18 protein-coding genes are annotated in these 17,775 nt (G+C 63.8%); 5 read left to right on the top strand and 13 right to left on the bottom strand.

From position 1 onward, the window contains the following. Position 1: 1 nt before the first annotated feature. Positions 2 to 1,198, bottom strand: a complete 1,197-nt coding sequence (locus ACK4FH_RS00305) for an Acg family FMN-binding oxidoreductase (protein ID WP_409809969.1) — start codon at positions 1,196 to 1,198, stop codon at positions 2 to 4. Next, the gene (locus ACK4FH_RS00300; protein ID WP_409809966.1) at positions 1,195 to 1,884 is read right to left on the bottom strand and encodes a TetR/AcrR family transcriptional regulator; all 690 of its coding nucleotides are present in this window, start codon (positions 1,882 to 1,884) and stop codon (positions 1,195 to 1,197) included. The genes ACK4FH_RS00305 and ACK4FH_RS00300 overlap by 4 nt, the downstream gene beginning before the upstream one ends. Before the next feature lie 103 nt (positions 1,885 to 1,987). Here ACK4FH_RS00300 and ACK4FH_RS00295 point away from each other — a divergent pair, with 103 nt between their 5' ends. Continuing rightward, the gene (locus ACK4FH_RS00295; protein ID WP_409809964.1) at positions 1,988 to 3,274 is read left to right on the top strand and encodes a D-amino acid dehydrogenase; all 1,287 of its coding nucleotides are present in this window, start codon (positions 1,988 to 1,990) and stop codon (positions 3,272 to 3,274) included. Positions 3,275 to 3,442: 168 nt separating this feature from the next. Next, positions 3,443 to 3,826, top strand: a complete 384-nt coding sequence (locus tag ACK4FH_RS00290) for a phasin family protein (RefSeq protein ID WP_409809961.1) — start codon at positions 3,443 to 3,445, stop codon at positions 3,824 to 3,826. 125 nt (positions 3,827 to 3,951) lie between these two features. Here ACK4FH_RS00290 and ACK4FH_RS00285 read toward each other — a convergent pair whose 3' ends face one another. From ACK4FH_RS00285 to ACK4FH_RS00240, 10 genes are all read right to left on the bottom strand, one after another. After that, complete coding sequence (locus tag ACK4FH_RS00285; RefSeq protein WP_409809958.1) at positions 3,952 to 4,464, bottom strand: DUF934 domain-containing protein; 513 nt, start codon at positions 4,462 to 4,464, stop codon at positions 3,952 to 3,954. Continuing rightward, entirely contained in the window at positions 4,451 to 6,109 is a 1,659-nt protein-coding gene (locus ACK4FH_RS00280; protein ID WP_409809955.1) for a nitrite/sulfite reductase, read from the bottom strand. The genes ACK4FH_RS00285 and ACK4FH_RS00280 overlap by 14 nt, the downstream gene beginning before the upstream one ends. A 36-nt stretch (positions 6,110 to 6,145) precedes the next feature. Further along, the gene (locus ACK4FH_RS00275) at positions 6,146 to 6,481 is read right to left on the bottom strand and encodes a DUF2849 domain-containing protein (protein ID WP_409809952.1); all 336 of its coding nucleotides are present in this window, start codon (positions 6,479 to 6,481) and stop codon (positions 6,146 to 6,148) included. 211 nt (positions 6,482 to 6,692) lie between these two features. Continuing rightward, positions 6,693 to 7,499, bottom strand: a complete 807-nt coding sequence (locus tag ACK4FH_RS00270) for an ABC transporter permease (RefSeq protein WP_409809949.1) — start codon at positions 7,497 to 7,499, stop codon at positions 6,693 to 6,695. Beyond that, a complete protein-coding gene (locus ACK4FH_RS00265; protein ID WP_409809946.1) occupies positions 7,496 to 8,272 on the bottom strand; it encodes an ABC transporter ATP-binding protein in 777 nt (258 codons plus the stop codon). The genes ACK4FH_RS00270 and ACK4FH_RS00265 overlap by 4 nt, the downstream gene beginning before the upstream one ends. Next, positions 8,269 to 9,309, bottom strand: coding sequence for an ABC transporter substrate-binding protein (locus tag ACK4FH_RS00260; RefSeq protein ID WP_409809944.1), 1,041 nt, complete (start codon positions 9,307 to 9,309; stop codon positions 8,269 to 8,271). Before ACK4FH_RS00260 ends, ACK4FH_RS00265 begins: the two co-directional genes overlap by 4 nt. Positions 9,310 to 9,406: 97 nt before the next feature. Next, positions 9,407 to 9,928 carry a DUF1254 domain-containing protein gene (locus tag ACK4FH_RS00255; protein WP_409809941.1) on the bottom strand — a complete coding sequence of 174 codons (522 nt, stop codon included), beginning with the start codon at positions 9,926 to 9,928 and terminating at the stop codon, positions 9,407 to 9,409. Then, on the bottom strand, positions 9,925 to 10,512 hold the full coding sequence (locus ACK4FH_RS00250) for a DUF1214 domain-containing protein (RefSeq protein WP_409809938.1): 588 nt from the start codon (positions 10,510 to 10,512) through the stop codon (positions 9,925 to 9,927). The genes ACK4FH_RS00255 and ACK4FH_RS00250 overlap by 4 nt, the downstream gene beginning before the upstream one ends. Positions 10,513 to 10,668: 156 nt before the next feature. Continuing rightward, a complete protein-coding gene (locus tag ACK4FH_RS00245; protein WP_409809935.1) occupies positions 10,669 to 12,465 on the bottom strand; it encodes an ABC-F family ATP-binding cassette domain-containing protein in 1,797 nt (598 codons plus the stop codon). Positions 12,466 to 12,537: 72 nt separating this feature from the next. After that, entirely contained in the window at positions 12,538 to 14,580 is a 2,043-nt protein-coding gene (locus ACK4FH_RS00240; protein ID WP_409809932.1) for a transglycosylase domain-containing protein, read from the bottom strand. Between the two features lie 199 nt (positions 14,581 to 14,779). On the opposite strand from ACK4FH_RS00240, the gene ACK4FH_RS00235 reads away from it, so the two are divergent. The 3 genes from ACK4FH_RS00235 to ACK4FH_RS00225 all read left to right on the top strand — a co-directional run bounded on the left by ACK4FH_RS00235 (position 14,780) and on the right by ACK4FH_RS00225 (position 17,307). Beyond that, complete coding sequence (locus ACK4FH_RS00235) at positions 14,780 to 15,241, top strand: YcgN family cysteine cluster protein (RefSeq protein ID WP_409809930.1); 462 nt, start codon at positions 14,780 to 14,782, stop codon at positions 15,239 to 15,241. A 60-nt stretch (positions 15,242 to 15,301) separates the two neighbouring features. After that, complete coding sequence (locus ACK4FH_RS00230) at positions 15,302 to 15,688, top strand: DUF2177 family protein (protein WP_409809927.1); 387 nt, start codon at positions 15,302 to 15,304, stop codon at positions 15,686 to 15,688. A 110-nt stretch (positions 15,689 to 15,798) separates the two neighbouring features. Then, the gene (locus tag ACK4FH_RS00225) at positions 15,799 to 17,307 is read left to right on the top strand and encodes an inorganic phosphate transporter (protein ID WP_409809924.1); all 1,509 of its coding nucleotides are present in this window, start codon (positions 15,799 to 15,801) and stop codon (positions 17,305 to 17,307) included. Here ACK4FH_RS00225 and ACK4FH_RS00220 read toward each other — a convergent pair. Further along, positions 17,304 to 17,765: an NUDIX hydrolase gene (locus tag ACK4FH_RS00220; protein ID WP_409809921.1), complete on the bottom strand. Its 462-nt coding sequence runs from the start codon at positions 17,763 to 17,765 to the stop codon at positions 17,304 to 17,306. The two genes, ACK4FH_RS00225 and ACK4FH_RS00220, sit on opposite strands and share 4 nt — an antisense overlap. Positions 17,766 to 17,775 lie beyond the last annotated feature (10 nt).

Below are 17,775 nucleotides of genomic sequence, written 5' to 3'. Positions count from 1 at the left end.
TTCAGCCCGCCTCGCTCACTTGCTCCACATTCCGCCTTGCACTTGCCATCGCCTCGCGCGTCGGATAGCCGCCACGGAAGGCGAAGGTCGGTTGCCATTGAGGATCGCCGACGATGCTGACGAGCCGTGCATCCCACGCTGCATCGCGCGCAAGCTGGCGGTCGCGGTCCGCCATCTCCACCGGCTGGTTGAGCGGATGCATGGCGATGCCCGCTGCACTTGCTTCGAGATGGATGCGCTGCCAGATGCGCCCGGCGGCAAGCGTCTGCGGCCGGTCGAAGCGGTCGCGCAGCGAGATCGTGCCAAGGAGCGCCGCCGTCGGAATATGCGTGTCGCGCGTCTGGTCCGCCCAGGCGCCGTGGCTTTGTTTGGCGGGAAGCGCGGGCAGGAACTTTGCTGCGGCGAGCAGCGCCGGCGCAAGCCCCGCCGTGTCGAGCTCGAGCCCGCTGCGCTCACGCGCCATCTCGCGCGGCCCGTCGCGGAACCAGTGGTGGCTGTCCTCGATCATCTCGTCATCGGCGACGATCGCATCCGTGGCCTCGATGATCGTCCGGCCGAGGGCCTCGAACGTCTCGCCCTCGGTGAAGAGCGACACCGCCACGCCGTTCTCCACTGGCATGGTGGCTATGCGGCGCAGCAGGTCTTCCGGGAAGCCGCGCGCGCGGTCATAGGCATAGCGGTTCGTGTGACGGTGAGGGATCGCGTCGTAAAGCGGGTCGCTTGCGCCATTGCCCGGTGCGAGGCGGATCACCGCCGCGCGCACCATACCGCCGCGTTCGATGTCGCGGAGCGAGCCCGGCGCGGCCTCCACTGTCGCCGCATATCCATTGGCAGGCGCCGCCAGCACCATATTCTCGATGGCGCAGCCAAGCCCGATATGCATTTCCCGCAAATAGGGGTCGAACGTGCCGAGATGGCGTGTCGTGTCCGCAAGCACCTCGATGCGGTCCTCGCTCACGCGGAATATCCAGGGCTGCGTGTTGTGCGGGTTGGAGGCGAGAATGCCCGCCGCGACAAGCGCAATCGGCGTTCCCGCATGGTCGGGCGATTGCCACATGACCCAGGGGTCGTAGGGTGCGCCCGATGGCGTGGCAAACACCTCGCGGTCGTGCGCGCGCCAGATGGCGCCGCCAACGGCAACAAGCGTGATGGCGCCCGCGCCCTGCAGCAGCCGCCGCCGCGTCGTCGAAACTGTCATGGCCGTTTCCTCCCTTTGGGACGCGCAGACGCCAGAGCGCCGTCGATCATCGCGTCGATGGTTGCGAAAATTCTCTCCCAGTCCTTTTCCGTCTTGATCTCGACACCGCCATAGACGCGGATCGTCCGCGCCCGGGCGAGGAGATAGTCGATCGCGGCGGCAAGAAGTCCGGTCAGCGCCGCAATGTCGGCGCCTTCGGGCATGCCGTAGCGCGCGGCGATTGCCTCCATCGTTTCGATGGCCCGCCGCTCGCGCACCTCTTCCAGTGCGACGACAAGCGCATTGCGGTTGGCGGGTTCGGCGGCGATCACGGCAAGCGTCACCGGCCGCTTGCGCATTTCCGCTGCGTGGTGACGCAGCCCCGCCTTCAGCGCTTCGCCAAGCGTCGCCGCGCCTTCTGCGGCGGCCAGCATGTCCTCCACCGTCCACCAGAAATCGCCGTTCTCGGCATAGGCGCTGTAGAGCCCGTCGAGATCCCCGAAATAGCGGTAGATCAGAACCTTGTCCGCGCCCGCCTCGCGGGCGATGGCGTTGATGCCGACGCCGGAAAGCCCGTCGCGCAGGATCAGCCGGCCCACCGCATCGAGAATGGCCTGCCCGGTCTTTTCCCGGTCGCGCGGCTTTGCCTGTGTCTTGCCTTTTGTCACCATACGGTGACATATATCGCGCTTCCTCTTCGCCGTCAAGGGAGCGCGCCGCGTCGTCTTTGCCGTCGCAAAAGCGGCGCGGCTTTGCTAGGCCTATCGGCATGAGCCGCGCTGCGGCGGAAGTCCTCAAGGTGTTGTCCCGGTGAAAGTCCCCTGTTCTGCCATCGTCATCGGCGCCGGCATTGTCGGCGCCTCGACCGCCTATGAACTGGCGCTGCGCGGCTTGAAGGTCACGCTCATCGAGGCGCGCGAAGGGGCGGGGCTCGGCACCTCCTACGCAAATGGCGGCCAGCTCTCGGCTTGTGAGGTTGCGCCCTGGGCCGGGCCGGAAATCCCGGCTCTGATCCTGCGCTGGCTCGGCCGCGACGATGCGCCGTTCCGCCTTCGCCCGAAAATGGACCCCGAGCAATGGCTCTGGCTTTTGAAGTTCCTGCTCCGCTGCCGCGCCTCGGCGCGGGCGGAGCGCATTCCGCCCAATCTCGAAATTGCGCTGCTCACCCGCGCGCGCCTCGCGGCCTATGAGCGTGCGTTTGCCGAAGCCGGTACACCGCTCGATTTCCAGCGCAAGGAGAAGGGCATTCTCCGCATCTTCCGCGACGTTCATGCGATGAAGGAAGCGGAAAGGGAATCCGCGATCATCACGCGCATGGGCCTCGAGCAGAAATTGCTGACGCCGGCCGAATGCGCCGCGCTCGAACCCGCACTCGGCTCCGCCATGCAGCGCGGCGACATTGCAGGCGGTCTCTACGCGGCGTCCGACAGCAGCGGCGATGCGCATCTCTTCTCGCGCGGTATCGCCGATGGCGCGGCGCGCCTTGGCGTCAAATTTCTGAGCAATACCAGCGTCACGCGCATTCTGACCGATGGTTCAAAGGTCCGTGGCGTGAAAACCACGCAGGACGCGGTAGCGGCGGACGCCGTGGTGATCGCCGCCGGCACGGAGACACGCGCGCTCCTCGGCCCCTTCGGCATCCGCTCCTACATCTATCCGCTGAAAGGCTATTCGGTGACGCTCCCCGCGCCCGAGGGCAATGCGCCCGAAGTCAGCATCACGGATGAGGAACGCAAGATCGTCATCAGCCGCCTGGGGGATCGCATCCGCGCCGCCGGACAGGCCGAAGTCGGCGGCTATGATCTGACGCTGGAGCCCGCCCGTGCCCGCTCGGTTCTCGATGCGCTGGAAGGCGTGCTGCCGCAGGTCGGGCCGCGGCGGGAGGAGGCCGGGTTCTGGTGTGGGCTGCGCCCCATGACGCCCGATGGCAGCCCGGTGATCGGTGAGGTGCCGGGAATCAGCGGGCTTTTCGTCAACAGCGGCCACGGCACGCTGGGCTGGACGCTCGGTCCCGGCAGCGCCGCGGCGCTCGCTTCCCTGATCTGCGACCCTGCGCCGCAACCCACCCTAAGTCCTTTCTCCATAAGCCGATTTTGAGCACAAGCACCCTGGGCGGGGCCGGTTATTGTGCATCGCACAAATTTCTCTTGACGCTGGGGCAGGGGGTCATTATCTCATTGTGCAGCGCACAAATCCGGCGCGCCGGTATGTGCGGGGAAACGCTCCCAACCAATGGGAGCGGCCACGCGATACAGGAGATTTGAAATGACTGAAGCGACCCCCAAGGCCACGAAGGCAAAGACGACCAAAGCAAAGCCGCGCGCCAGGAAGGCATCGGCCAAGACCACGACCGCCAAGGCCGCGCCGATGGCCGAAGCGAAGAACGCGATCGAAGCTGCTTCCGGTATCATCGCCACGCTCGCCCGCACCAATTTCGAGGAAGGCGTCGAAACCGCCCGCGCCGTGCTCAAGTCGGGCAGCCTCAAGTCGGCGGTCGAACTCCAGAATGAGTATGTCCGCGCCACGCTGAAGCGCAACATCGACGCCGCGCGCGAGCTGAACGAGCTCACCGTGTCGACCGTGCGCGATGCCGTGAATCCCTATGCGGCGAAGTTCACCGAAGCCTTCGAAAAGCTCCGCGCTGCGTAATAGCGCGAGTCCGCGGCAACAGCCCCCCGAGTTGCGTATCATTGCCGCGGGAAAGTAAGGTTGCGTAAGAAAGCCCGGCGCCTCGAAAGAGGGCCGGGCTTTTTGTGTGCCGTACCGCCCTGCGGTCAGCTTGCCGCCTGTGCCCGTGCGGCAAGGCGTTGGCGAAGCGAAAGAACAGTCTCCTTGCCGTCGGCCGCCGGCTGATAGAAGGCGGTGAAGAACCCCGCGCATTCCGCGAAGATTTCCGGCGTGATGTTGTCGGCAACTTCCAGCGCATCGAAGCCGCAGCGGATCATGAACTGGAACTGGTCGCGCAGCACATTACCGACCGCCCTGAGCTCGCCCTTGTAGCCATGGCGCTCGCGCAGGAGCCGCGCATAGGAATAGGCACGGCCATTGCGATAGGCCGGAAATTCGAGTGCGACGACCGCGAGCTTGTCTAGATCGCCTGCGATCACTGAAGGTTCCTGACCGCTTTTCAGGCGCACGCCGACGGGCGCATTGCGCGCGCGAAGCGTCTCGCGCTCGGCCTGCCAGCGTTCGAGCGATACGATAGCGGCGCCCTCAGGCAGCGCCTCGTCGTCGCCGACGGTCACGAACTGATCCTCGACAAACGCGCCGTTCTTAATGAGCTGCATAGAGGTTCTCCTTGAACGGATCGATGCCGACGCGGCGATAGGTGTCGATGAAGCGTTCGCCGTTCTTGCGGATGCCGAGATAGGTGTTCACGATCTTCTCGATCGCGTCCACGATCTCGCCTTCGGTGAAGGCCGGGCCGACAATATCGCCGATCGCCGTCTTCTCGTCCGCCGCGCCGCCCAGCGTCACCTGGTAATATTCGACGCCCTTCTTGTCGACGCCGAGAATGCCGATATGGCCGACATGATGGTGGCCGCAGGCATTGATGCAGCCCGAATTGTTGATCTTGAGTTCGCCGATCTCGTGCTGCCGCGCGATGTCGGCAAAGCGTTCGGAAATGCGCTGCGCGATCGGGATCGACCGCGCATTGGCAAGCGCGCAATAGTCGAGGCCGGGGCAGGCGATCTGGTCGGTGATGAGATTGATATTCGCCGTTGCGAGATCGTGTTTCTTCAGTGCCTCGTAAACGGCGTAGAGATCCTTCTTGCGCACATGGGCAAGCGTCAGGTTCTGTTCATGCGTCACGCGCAGCTCGTCGAAGCTGTATTTTTCCGCAATGTCGGCCACCGCGTCCATCTGGTCCGACGAGCAGTCGCCCGGCGTGCCGCCGATCGGCTTCAGCGAGATATTGACGATGGCATATCCCGGCACCTTGTGTTCGGCGATATTCGACTTCACCCAATTGGCGAATCCGGGATCGGCGAGCACCGCCTTGTTGAGTTCCGTGCTTTCGTTCGGCAGCTCATCGAAGGCCGGCGGGCGGAAATAGGCTTCGATCCGCGCCACTTCTTCCAGCGGCAGATGCAGCGTCCCCGCCTTCCTCAGCTCGGCGAACTCCGCATCGACCTGGCGCTTCATTTCTTCCGCGCCGATCTCATGCACGAGGATCTTGATGCGCGACTTGTACATGTTGTCGCGCCGTCCATACATGTTGTAGACGCGCATGACGGCTTCGAGATAGGCGAGCAGGTCTTCCTTCGGTACGAAATCGGCGAGCTTCTTGCCGATCATCGGTGTGCGGCCAAGCCCGCCGCCGACATAGACCTCATAGCCGATATTGCCCTTTGCATCCTGCACGATCTGGATGCCGATATCGTGCACGCGGATCGCGGCGCGGTCGTCCGGTGTGCCGGACACGGCGATCTTGAACTTGCGCGGCAGGAACGAGAATTCAGGGTGGAAGGTCGACCACTGCCGGATAATTTCCGAAACGATGCGCGGATCTTCGATCTCCGTCTTCGCCGCGCCCGCATACTGGTCGGACGTCACGTTGCGGATGCAGTTGCCCGATGTCTGGATCGCGTGCATCTCGACGGTCGCAAGCTCCGCGAGCAGGTCCGGCATGTCTTTCAGCGCGGGCCAGTTGTATTGCAGGTTCTGGCGCGTGGTGAAGTGGCCATAGCCCCGGTCATATTTGCGGCCGAGATGCGCGAGCATCCGGAGCTGGCGCGAGGAGAGCGTGCCATAGGGAATGGCGACGCGAAGCATATAGGCATGAAGCTGCAGATAGACGCCGTTCATCAGGCGCAGCGGCTTGAACTCATCTTCCGTGATCTCGCCCGAAAGGCGCCGCGCGACCTGGCCGCGAAACTGCGCCACGCGCTCATTGACTATCTGCTGGTCGAATTCGTCGTAACGATACATGTACTTCTGCCTCTGCCTTGCGGCTCAACGTGTCGGTCAACTATGAACGCCGGAAAGTTCCGCCTGCTTGCCGAGATCGAGCCGCACCGTCGGGCCAGCCTGCCGGATCGTTTCGCGCACGCTTGCAGCGCGGATGCCGGCATCCTCCTGGATGACTTCGAAGAGATAGGGCTCGACCACGATGTTGTTCTCGACGGTGGGGGCGGCCCTGGCGAGCAGCGCTTCCGCTGCCTCCTTGCCTTCGGCCACGGCGGCCTCCTGTAGCGACTCCGACCATTCAGCATTTTCCGTGAGATAGACCACGATGCCGTCTGCGAGGCGGTTTGCCGTCACTGCCTGAAATTGTGCGCCCTTGCGGGTGTGTTGAGCCATGTAAGCGTCCCTGATGCCGGAAATGCGCGCCGCGATTTGTCCGGCGAAGGAATATGGGCGCGCGCGCCCGGACGCAAGGGGACCGGGCTATTTCCCGCCTAAGATGGGTTTTTTCTCAATAAACGTCAATGATCGTGTGAATATTTATATATTACATAAAAAAAGAGTATATTAAGAATCCGGCGGATTTCCGCCGATGCGATTGGACGGCCTAATTTTCCCGCCGCACCGCGCTTTCATGCCAGCGCCGCAGCAACCGGTTTTCGAGCAGGCTCAGGCTGAAAAAGATCGTGATGCCGAGCGCCGATAGCAGGAAGAGCGCCGCGAACATGCGCGGAATGTCGAGCCGGTTCCCTGCCTCCACGATCCGCCAGGCAAGCCCGTTGCCCGAGCCCGAACCCGCCACGAACTCCGCCACCACCGCTCCGATCAGCGCCAGCCCGCCGGATATCTTGAGGCCCGCAAGGATGTAGGGCAGGGCGGAAGGAAGCTGCAGCTCCGTCAGCACCTGCAGCCGCGAGGCACCATAAAGCCGGAAGAGATCGCGCAGATTGTGGTCCGCCGAGCGCAGGCCCAGCGTCGTGTTGGACAGGATCGGAAAGAAGGCGACGATCCAGGCAAGGATCAGCACGGCGATTTCGACCCGGTCATATCCGACCCAGATGATGATGAGCGGCGCAATGGAAACCACCGGCGTCACCTGCAGCGCAACGGCATAGGGGAAGAGCACGGTTTCGACAGCGCGGCTCTGCGAGAACACGATGGCGAGCCCGACACCGCCGACAATGGCGAGCAGGAAGGCCGCAATGGTCACGCGCAGCGTCACCCAGAGCGATGCCATCAGCGAACCGAAATTCTGGACAAGGCTCTCGAAGATCACCGAAGGCGCCGGCAGCACGAAGCGCGGTATCTCGCGGATCGTCACGAAGGCTTCCCAGACGAGCAGGAAGACGATGCCGGCCGTCACCGGCACGGCAATGCGAATGAACCGCGCGGAAAGCGTGTCGGCGCGCTTCATATCGCCGCCCCCTCGCGCAGCGCCGCGCTCACCCGTGCGCAGATTTCCACATAGCGCGGGGACTCGCGGAAATCGCGCCCGCGCGGATAGGGCTCGCCGATCTCGATTTCCGCAAGAATGCGCCCCGGCCGCGCGCCCATCACCAGCACGCGCTCCGAAAGGAACACGGACTCATATATACTGTGCGTCACGAAGATCGTGGTGAAGCCCTGTGCCTGCCACAGCGCCAGAAGATCGCCGTCGAGCTTCTCCCGCGTGAATTCGTCGAGCGCCGCAAAGGGCTCGTCCATCAGCAGCACCGGCGGCTCCGTCACCAGCGCCCGCGCGATGGAGACGCGCATCTTCATGCCGCCGGAAAGCTCGCGCGGGAACGCGGATGCGAAATCGGAAAGCCCGACGCGCGAAAGCGCCTCCGCAATGCGCGGCCCCGCTTCCGTCCGGCCCACGCCTTTCAGCTTCAGCGGCAGATAGACATTGTCGGCAACGCTTGCCCAGGGCATCAGCGTCGCATCCTGAAAGACGAAACCGATGTCGTGCGGCCGCGCGCCGGACGCCGGCCAGTCGAGCTTGCCGTGATCCTCCGCGATCAGCCCCGCAATGATCCGAAGCAGCGTGCTCTTGCCGCAGCCCGAAGGCCCGACAAGCGACACGAATCCGCCCTCGCGCACGGCGGCATCCACCCCCGTCAGCGCAGCCGTGCCATTCGCATAGGTCTTGCCGATGCCGCTGAGTTCGATGAGAGAGGACGTTGCTTCCGCCCCGGCCGCCGTCATTCGCCCGTCAGTTCCTTCTTCAGCTCGAGACCCGCGCCGCGATTGACGAACTCGAGCGTATAGGCGCTGTGAAGGTCGAGGTTCGCGTCATAGACGCCCGCTTCCACCATCTCGTTATAGAAGCGCTGCCAGCGTGCATCGGTCATTGCGCCCACGCCGAGTTCGCCCGTCTCGCCGGAATCGACGATGCCGTTTTCCTTCATCAGTGCGATCGCATTGGCGATCGCCTCATCGCTCATTTCCGGGTTGTCGCGCTTGATGAGCGCATTGGCGGGCGAAGGGTCGCCATAGAGATAGCTGACCCAGCCCTTGATGCTCGCATCGACGAAAGCCTGCACCGTCTCCGGGTCGTCGGCGATCATCCGGTCGCTCGCAAGAATGAAGGCGGCATAGCCCGGATAGCCATAGTCGGACAAAAGGAAGACCTGCGGCTCCACGCCTTCCTGACGGATCATGTAGGGCTCGGAGGAAAGATAGCCCTGCTGGATCGCGCTCGTGTCGGTGAGGAAGGGCGCGAGGTTGAACGTGTATTTCCTGATCTGACCGTCCTCGAAACCGTATTTCGATTTCAGCCACAGCCAGAAGGCGCTCACCGTCGCATCCGACACCATGATCGGCTTGCCCTTCATGTCGGCAATGCTTTTCACGTCGTCGCGCGGATGGGTGATGAAGACCTGCGGGTCTTTCTGGAACGAGGCCATCACCGCCTTCGCGCCTGCTTCCGCCGCGGCGATGTTGAGCGGAATGAAATTGTTGGAGCCGAGTCCGAACTCCACGGTATGTGCCGCCAGAAGCTGCGGCACGTTCACGCCGGGCCCGCCCTGAAGGATGCGCACATTGAGGCCCGCCTCCTCGTAATAGCCATTGGCGAGCGCCTGATAGAAGCCGCCATGTTCCGCCTGCGCCTTCCAGTCGGTAGCGAAGGTGACGGTCTTGAGGCCGCCCGAGGCATCGCCCCCCGGCCGCACCACCAGGATGATGGCCAGGGCAACGGCCACGGCGGCGGCAATGCAGCCGATGATGAAATTGCGGTTCATGGAAGTCTCCCCGGGGAAGGCGCGTCGTCTCTCGTTGGGAAGAATGGTAACAGTGCCCGTGCCCAAGGGCTACAGCGGGCCGCGACTCAAACTAGCCTCAAAGCGGCTCGCAATTGGCCTGCCGGCGCAGCGTGTCGATCTCGACCACCGCTTCCTCCGAAGGGACCAGCGAACGGAAAAGCACGATGCCGCGCGTGCTCGGCGCGACGATGACGGGCTGACCGCCCTCGACAATAAGTCCTTCATCCCCCGTCAGGATGATCTCGATGCGCTTGTTGCGGACCTGCCGGTCGTTCACCACGAAGAAATTGTCGGTATTGGACGCGAAGGCCGAAAGCGACCAGTAGGTGTCCGGCACGGGCGAGGTCAACCGCAGCGGCCGGTCCGATACGTCATAGACGCAGGCCGTATAGAGCAGGTCCGGGCTCGGCCGCACGATGCCGCGCGAGTCCGATGTCGCCCGGTCGGGATAGACCGCCTGGTTCACGCCGCCCGCCTGCGAGGAAATGCCGGCCATGGCGCGGTTCATGATGCCATAGGGCAGGGCAAACACAGTGAGGATGTGGAACACGGCGGCAAGCGCAACGGTGCCTGCGATCCAGAGTGGCCAGGTTTTCATGACGCGCATGCCTCCTTGGCAATCTGCGGCAGCACGATCCCGGAAGGTTTGCGCGCCGCATTTTCGTCCGGGTTGTAGAGCCGGAGAGTGAGGGTGAATGTGGCATCGCTATGGCCTTGGCCCGTCGGAATCCAGTTTCCGTCCGTTTCCTCGGGCCCGACCATGATGGTGAAGCTGCCATCCTCGTTCCGCGCCACCGTCTCGCCGCCATAGGAATAGCGTTGCAGCGGATTCGAAACGAGATAGTGATCCTCGCCATAAAGCGTGATGCTCCACCAGCGTGCCGGCGGGTCGTATCCTTCGACCTTGTAGCTGCAGTCGCTACGCAGGCGATTGCCGTCTCCGTCGCGCGCGGCGGTGAAGTAGATCGTTTCGTTCCGGTTGAGCGCGAGGAGCCCCGCCACCGCCACCTGCGCCCGTATATAGGGATCGGCGTCGGCGCTGCCGATGGTGAGGTCGGTTTCCCAGGGGCCGGAGGAGACAGCTTTGCCCAGTCCGCCCGAGCGGACAGCAAGCAGCGCAGATCCCACGCCAAACGCGAGCGCCACGAGCACCGTAGCCAAAAGCTTCAGGGCCAGCTTCAACAATCCCCCCTGTGGGTCCTTCTGGACCCAAGGTCATTTGGTCTGCTGTCCCGCTACACCCCCATGAGCGAATCAGCACGAACATCATCCAATCGTGCCGTCATGAAACAGTCAAAGGGATTATCGCGGTCTGGTTAACGGGTGCCGGATCGGCCGTCAGTCGCCAGCCAGTTCCTCGCGTTTCATCTCCAGCTCGAGCCACCGCTCTTCCGCCGCCGAAAGCTCCGCTTTCAGCCTGTCGAGCGCGGTACTGAGCTTATGGAAAGCGTCGGCATCCCGCGTGTAGAGGTCGGGATCGGCCAGCTTTTTCTCCGCCGCCAGAATCTCGCTTTCAAGTTGCGGCATCCGCTTCTGCAGATCTTCCAGCGCGCGGGTATCCTTGTAGCTGAGCTTGGTCTGCGCCTTCGCGCGCTCCGCCTTCGGTGCCGCAGCCGCCTGCTTCTGCTCCGGCTTTGTGCGCTCCCTGTGCTGGCGCTGCCAGTCGGTATAGCCGCCCGGATATTCTTCCGCATTGCCCTCGCCATCGAGCGCCACAACGGACGTGACCACCCGGTCGAGAAAATCGCGATCATGGCTCACCAGCAGCACAGTGCCATCGTAATCGGACAGCATTTCCTGCAAGAGATCGAGCGTCTCCATGTCGAGATCGTTTGTCGGTTCGTCGAGCACGAGAAGGTTCGACGGTTTGGCGAGCGCCCGCGCCAGCAGCAAGCGGCATTGTTCGCCGCCCGAAAGCGCCTTCACGGGCTGGCGCGCCTGCGACTCGCGAAACAGGAAATCGCGCAGATAGGAAACGACATGCCTCGGCCGCCCGCGCACCATCACCTGGTCGCCGCCGCCTTCGCACAGCGTATCCCAGAGGCTCGCCTCAGGGTTCAGAGAGGCGCGTGACTGGTCGATATAGACAGGCGTGAGATTGGTGCCGAGCCGCACATGGCCGCTGTCAGGCTTGAGCGCGCCGGTGAGAATTTTCAGAAGCGTCGTCTTGCCCGCGCCGTTCGGGCCGATAAAGCCCAGCTTGTCGCCCCGCATGATGCGCGTCGAGTAGTCGCGCACGGCCACACGCTCGCTGCCATCGGGCTGCGGCCAGACCTTGGTGATGTTCTTCGCCTCGACGACAAGCGAGCCGGATGCCTGTCCCGCCTCGGCTGCAAGCTCCACACGGCCCGTCTGCTGCACCTGCGCCGCGCGCTCCCGGCGCATCGCGTGGAGCCGCCTGAGACGTCCCTGGTTGCGCGTCCGCCGCGCGGAAATGCCTTCGCGCGACCATTGCGTTTCCTGCTCGATCAGCTTGTCGAGCTTGCGCTGTGTCACTTCCTCTTCGGCGAGTATCTGTTCCACCCATTCCTCGAACGCGGCAAAGCCCTTGTCGAGACGGCGGATGATGCCGCGGTCGAGCCAGAGGCAGCCCGCCGCGAGCCGCCGGAGGAAGGCGCGGTCATGGCTGATGAGGATGAAGGCGCCACGGAACTGCGAGAGCCGCGTCTCGAGCCATTCGATGGAGGGCAGATCGAGATGGTTTGTCGGTTCGTCGAGCAGCAGAATGTCCGGCTCTTCGGCAAGTACGCGGGCAAGCGCCGCCTTGCGCCCTTCGCCGCCTGAAAGCGTGGCCGGGCTTGCCGATGGCGAAAGTTTCAGCTCGTCCAGCGCGGCGGCGGCCTTGTGTTCTTCCGCGCCGCCCGACATCGCATAATCGAGAACGCTCTCCGCCCCGCCGAAGTCGGGCGCCTGTTCGAGATAGGCGATGCGCGTGCCGGGCTGGCGGAAAACCTCGCCGCCATCGGGCTCGGTAAGCCCTGCCGCAATCCGCAGCAGCGTCGACTTGCCGCTGCCGTTCCGCCCGACAAGGCACAGCCGGTCGCCCGCGGCGAGCGCAAAGCTCGCGCCCGCGATCAGAACCTGATCGGCAAAAACGGTGCGGATATCGCGAAGGGCAAGGAGAGGCGCGGCCAAAATCTGGATTTCCGGTTGTTCGACGCCGCCTGTATGGCGTATCGCGCGCAGCGGCGCAATTGCCTGTGCGGTTCAGCGCCCGCCGACGCGGAAATCCGGCCTGCCGCGGTCGCTCCTGTCGCGCCCTTCGAGTTTCGGTGCCGCATTGAAGAGATCGGCGAGTTCGGCAAAGAAGCCGCTTCGGGGCGTCGTCGCCGCCACGAAAGAGGCATCCCGGTAGCGCACGGCGCCGGGCAGGGGGGCCGGCGCCATGTTGCGCTCGGCGGCGTTCATGTAGTTGCGCCAGGCGATGGCCGCGAAATTGCCGCCGCCCGCACCCTCGGTCGGCGAGTTGTTGTCATTGCCGAACCAGACGCCTGCCGTTTCGTGGCCCGTATAGCCGATGAACCAGGCATCGCGATTGTCCTGGCTGGTGCCGGTCTTGCCGGCGGCGAGACGGCCGCTGAGTGCGGCCGAGCGGCCCGTGCCTTCCGTCATGACCTGATAAAGCATGTACGTCATGTCATGCGCTTGCGTCGAGGTGATTGCCGGTTTCACGGCGGATTGATGCGCAAAGAGTACATCGCCGTTCTCCGCCTCAATGGCGCGGATGCCGTAGGGCGCGGCGCGGCGGCCCTCGTTTCCAAAGGCCGTATAGGCGGAGGTGAGTTCGAGCAGCGTTACTTCGCCGCTGCCGAGCGCGATGGAAAGGTTGCGCGGCAGCGGGCTTTCGATGCCGAGCTTGCGGGCCGCGCCGAGAATCCGGTCCATGCCGATCCTGTCGCCAACCTGCACCGTGATCGTGTTGACCGAATTGGCAAGCGCGGTCGAGAGCGTCACCGTTCCCCAGTTGCGGTCCGCGACATTGCGCGGCGTCCAGCCGCCCAGCGAAACGGGTTCGTCCGTTACCGGGCTGTCCGGCGTGAACCCGGCTTCGAGCGCGGCGAGATAGACGATGGGTTTGAAGGCCGAGCCCGGTTGGCGCTTTGCCTGCGTCACCCGGTTGAACTGGCTTTCGACATAGGATTTGCCGCCGACAAGCGCCAGCACCGCGCCGTCCGGCGCCAGCGCGACAAGTGCGCCTTGCGAGACATTGCGCTGGCCGCCCATTTCCTCGATCGCCTTGCGCACCGCATCTTCGGCCGCACTCTGGCGCTTGGGGTCGAGTGTCGTCCGCACGGTGATGCGGCCCGTCATGCCGGGAAAGAGCTGCCGCGTCTGCTCGGCCACCCAGTCGACGAAATATTCCCGTCCCGCTTCCTTCGTGCGCGGCAGAACCTCGGCCGGATAGGCGCGGGCGCCCGAAACTTCCTGCTCGGTCAGGCTGCCGGCGCTGACAAGCCGGTCGAGAACCTGATTGGCGCGAGACCGCGCGCGTTCGAGATCGTTCGTCGGCGCAAAGTGGCTCGGCGCCTTGGGAAGTCCGGCAAGAATGGCTGCCTCGGCAAGCGAGACATCGCGCACCGATTTGCCGAAATAGTAATGTGCCGCCGCATCGACGCCGTAATTGCCGGCACCCATATAGATGCGGTTCAGATAGAGCGTGAGGATTTCGTCCTTCGTCAGATTGTTCTCGAGCCAGATGGCAATCAGCGCTTCCTGCGCCTTGCGCCAGATGGTGCGGCTGTTGTCGAGATAGAGATTCTTCGCAACCTGCTGCGTGATCGTCGATCCGCCTTCGACAAAGGAGAATGCCTTGATATTGCTCCACATGGCGCGCGCGATGCCACGCTTGTCGAAACCGCCATGCTCGTAGAAGCGGCGGTCCTCCGTCGCAAGCACGGCCTTGACGAGATAGGGCGGCATTTCGCCGAGCGGCACTGTCGGCGTCGTGCGCCGTCCGCGCATGCCGATTTCCTCATCCGCCGCGTTCAGTACGCGAATGGAAAGCGTTTCCGTATACCCGCGCTCGATGGCGCGCTGAAGTTCGGGAAGCGTCAGAAAGACGAGCGCGGCAAAGCCGACGCAGACCGCCGTGAAGGCAAACGAGAACCAGGCGAGCATTCGCATGGGCAGGCTCGCCTTTTTCCGGCCGCGCGGTTTGTCGTCTTCCGGCGGCAGCTCGCGATTCTCCTGCGCGCGCTTCACGGCAGCGCGCATGGGATAATGCGGATCTGTTTCGTCGTCTTCGGACAAGGTTAACCGCCTCGATGGTCCTGTTGCGGGCGTCTTCTGGAACGCTGTCTCATGCGAGTGTCATGCCAGCCCCCGGAAGCAGAACCGTGGATCAAAACGAGACTGGCCGAACTTTGTGCATGAAAAAGGGCGGGATGGGGGCAATCAGGGGGCGGCGGAGCCCTTTGACAAATCGCGCTTGGCGGGGTTCTGTCCCGAAATGAAAGACACACCCGAATCCTTCTGGCGCGTGAAGCGCCTCCATGAGATGAACCGCGAGGAGTGGGAGAGCCTGTGCGACGGCTGCGCGAAGTGCTGCCTCATCAAGCTGGAGGACGAAGACACGGGCGAAATCGAATATACCGACATCGCCTGCCGCCTGCTCGATGCCGAGACCTGCCGCTGCAAGGACTACGCGAACCGCTCGACCCTCGTGCCCGACTGCGTGACCCTCACGCCGAAGAACCTGGAGGACATCGACTGGATGCCGCCCTCCTGCGCCTACCGGCTCCTGAAGGAAGGCAAGGATCTGCCCTGGTGGCATCCGCTGCGGTCCGGCGAGTATGAGGCGGTGCGCCTTGCCGGCATGTCCGTTCACGGACGGTTTCTCTATGAAGACGAGGCCGATATGGAGGATCTGGAATCCCGGATTGTCGATTGGCCCCTGATGGCGCCGGAATAGGTGGCTGATCCGTTTCCCGCCGCACCGCGTATACTCTGAAATCCCGCGGAGGAGCGCCCCATGACCTATGCGATCGCCTATCTGGCCACAGCTTTCGTGTTTCTGGCCATCGACTATGTCTGGCTCGCCTATATCGCAAAGGACTTCTACGCCCGCTCCATCGGCCATCTGATGCGCGATGTGCCGGATTTCGGCGCCGCGGCGGGCTTTTACCTTTTCTATGTGGCGGGTGTGGTCTTCTTCGCGGTGCTTCCTGCCGAAAGCTGGAAAGGCGCGGTTCTGCGCGGCGCGCTGCTCGGCCTTCTGGCCTATGGCACCTATGACATGACCAATCTGGCGACACTCAAGGGCTGGCCCTGGAAGATGGCGGCGGTGGACATGGCCTGGGGCATGTTCCTGACGGCCACGGCGGCTCTGGCTGGCTATCTGGCCATCCGCAACCTCTGACCGTCATCAAACTGTCAAAAAAATGTCACACCGGCTAGGCGGACGCTGCCCGGAATGATAAAGGCTCCTCCCGGCGAAACGGTCTCGAAAACCGCGGGTTTGGGGGGCAGGTGGCAAAGAGTACGCTCGACAAGGATCTGAAGAAGGTCGGCAGTCTGGAAGAGGCGACACTGGCCCTGTCGCGATCAATCGCGGCACCGGGCCTTGCCATTGTCTTCCTGATCGCAGTCTTCCTTTTCATGCTGGGCCTTGTCCCTGCCGGCCCCTTGAGCCTCTTCGTCATCGCGGGCGGCGTCATCGCCGGCTACATGGCGCTCAATATCGGCGCGAACGACGTCGCCAACAATATGGGCCCCGCCGTCGGCAGCCGCGCCTTGCCGCTGGGCGCCGCGCTCGTCATCGCCGCGACCTGCGAGGCGGCGGGCGCCATCCTTGCGGGCGGCGACGTGGTGAACACGATCTCCCGCAACATCATCGTGCCGCAAGCCGAATTCCCGGTCCGCGATTTCGTGATGCTGATGATGGCATCCTTCCTCGCCGCAGGCATGTGGCTGCACCTCGCAACATTCCTCAACGCACCTGTATCGACCACACATTCGATTGTCGGCGGCGTTCTCGGTGCGGGCATCGCCGCGGCGGGTTTCGGCATCGTCAACTGGGGCACGATGGGCGCTATAGCAGCGAGCTGGGTCATCTCGCCGGTGATGGGCGGCCTCATCGCCGCGGGGCTGCTTGCCTTCATCAAGTGGCGAGTTCTTTTCCGCGAGGACAGGCTTGCAGCCGCGCAGACCTGGGTGCCGGTAATGATCGGTCTCATGGCGGGCGTCTTCGCCATGTATCTCTCGCTGAAGGGCCTGTCGAAAATCTGGAAGCCCTCCACGGAAACCGTGTGGCTGCTCGGCATCATAGCCTTCATCGTCGCAACGCTTGCCACCCGTCCCTGGGTGAAGCGCCATGCACCGAAACTCGAAAACCGCCGCAAGCATGTGGCGACGCTTTTCACCCTGCCGCTCATCTTTGCTGCCGCGTTGCTCTCCTTCGCACATGGCGCAAACGATGTGGCGAATGCGGTGGGACCGCTTGCCGCGATCGTCGCCGCCGCCGAAAGCGGGCACGCCGCCACGGGCGATGTCGCCTTGCCGCTCTGGGTGCTCTTGATCGGTGCTATGGGCATATCGCTCGGCCTTGCACTGTTCGGCCCGCGCCTCATCCGCACCGTCGGCGCGAAGATCACGAAGATGGATGCGCCGCGCGCCTATTGCGTTGCGCTCGCCGCCGCCATCACCGTGCTGATCGCCTCCGCGCTCGGTCTGCCTGTTTCCTCGACGCATATCGCCATTGGCGGCGTGTTCGGCGTCGGCTTCCTGCGCGAGATGCTTGCCAATCTCGGCCTGAACGCCGATGGCGTGAAGGCGCCGAAGCCAAAGGCAAGCGAACCGTCATCGCTGTCGAAAACGCCGGAAGATGCAATCAGGAAACAGGCCAAGCGCGAAAAGCGCCGCCTTGTCCGCCGCCGCCATGTCATCACCATCGCGGCTGCATGGGTCATCACGGTGCCGGCTGCCGGTTTCCTCGCCGGTGTCATCTACTGGCTGATGAAAATGGCTTCGAGCCTCTAGCGCAACTCGCGCAGCCTCATTGCAAGATCGGCAAGATAGGGGTCGCGGAGAAGCTGCTGCGCTTCGCGCAGGCTTGCCCAGTGGCGGCGGCGTTGCGACTGTTCCTGCCAATTGTCGAGTTGCCGTGTCACGCGCAGCGGGAACATGTCGACTTCGATCGGCGTCACATGAACACCGCGCCGCTTGATGGAGCGCCATGTGCCAAGCGGTGTGGCCAGCACATCGCCTTCCACGCCCGCTTCCTCCAGCGCCTCGCGCGCCGCGGATTCGTGCGCCGTCAGCCCTTCCATCAGCCCGCCTTTGGGAAACAGCCACCGCCCCGTCCGCCGCGATGTCACCAGCAGCACCGCCACCTGTCCGTCGACAATCGAATAGGGGATGGCGCCTGCCTGCCGTTCGATTTCGGACTGACGGGCGACGAAGTAGAAGCGAAGCGATGTGGCGAGCCGTTGCAGCATGGTTCCCCCG

It is taken from the genome of Parvibaculum sp. (assembly GCF_046297875.1).
GTDB lineage: Bacteria > Pseudomonadota > Alphaproteobacteria > Parvibaculales > Parvibaculaceae > Parvibaculum.
This window is presented reverse-complemented; position numbering and strand designations above follow the sequence as displayed.

What these genes read in the sequence shown, in the direction of transcription:
- ACK4FH_RS00305 (WP_409809969.1), bottom strand. Translation starts at nt 1,198, where the DNA reads ATGACAGTTTCGACGACGCGGCGGCGGCTGCTGCAGGGCGCGGGCGCC.
- ACK4FH_RS00230 (WP_409809927.1), top strand. Translation starts at nt 15,302, where the DNA reads ATGACCTATGCGATCGCCTATCTGGCCACAGCTTTCGTGTTTCTGGCC.
- ACK4FH_RS00265 (WP_409809946.1), bottom strand. Translation starts at nt 8,272, where the DNA reads ATGACGGCGGCCGGGGCGGAAGCAACGTCCTCTCTCATCGAACTCAGC.
- ACK4FH_RS00260 (WP_409809944.1), bottom strand. Translation starts at nt 9,309, where the DNA reads ATGAACCGCAATTTCATCATCGGCTGCATTGCCGCCGCCGTGGCCGTT.
- ACK4FH_RS00285 (WP_409809958.1), bottom strand. Translation starts at nt 4,464, where the DNA reads ATGCAGCTCATTAAGAACGGCGCGTTTGTCGAGGATCAGTTCGTGACC.
- ACK4FH_RS00220 (WP_409809921.1), bottom strand. Translation starts at nt 17,765, where the DNA reads ATGCTGCAACGGCTCGCCACATCGCTTCGCTTCTACTTCGTCGCCCGT.
- ACK4FH_RS00255 (WP_409809941.1), bottom strand. Translation starts at nt 9,928, where the DNA reads ATGAAAACCTGGCCACTCTGGATCGCAGGCACCGTTGCGCTTGCCGCC.
- ACK4FH_RS00235 (WP_409809930.1), top strand. Translation starts at nt 14,780, where the DNA reads ATGAAAGACACACCCGAATCCTTCTGGCGCGTGAAGCGCCTCCATGAG.
- ACK4FH_RS00270 (WP_409809949.1), bottom strand. Translation starts at nt 7,499, where the DNA reads ATGAAGCGCGCCGACACGCTTTCCGCGCGGTTCATTCGCATTGCCGTG.
- ACK4FH_RS00280 (WP_409809955.1), bottom strand. Translation starts at nt 6,109, where the DNA reads ATGTATCGTTACGACGAATTCGACCAGCAGATAGTCAATGAGCGCGTG.
- ACK4FH_RS00290 (WP_409809961.1), top strand. Translation starts at nt 3,443, where the DNA reads ATGACTGAAGCGACCCCCAAGGCCACGAAGGCAAAGACGACCAAAGCA.
- ACK4FH_RS00275 (WP_409809952.1), bottom strand. Translation starts at nt 6,481, where the DNA reads ATGGCTCAACACACCCGCAAGGGCGCACAATTTCAGGCAGTGACGGCA.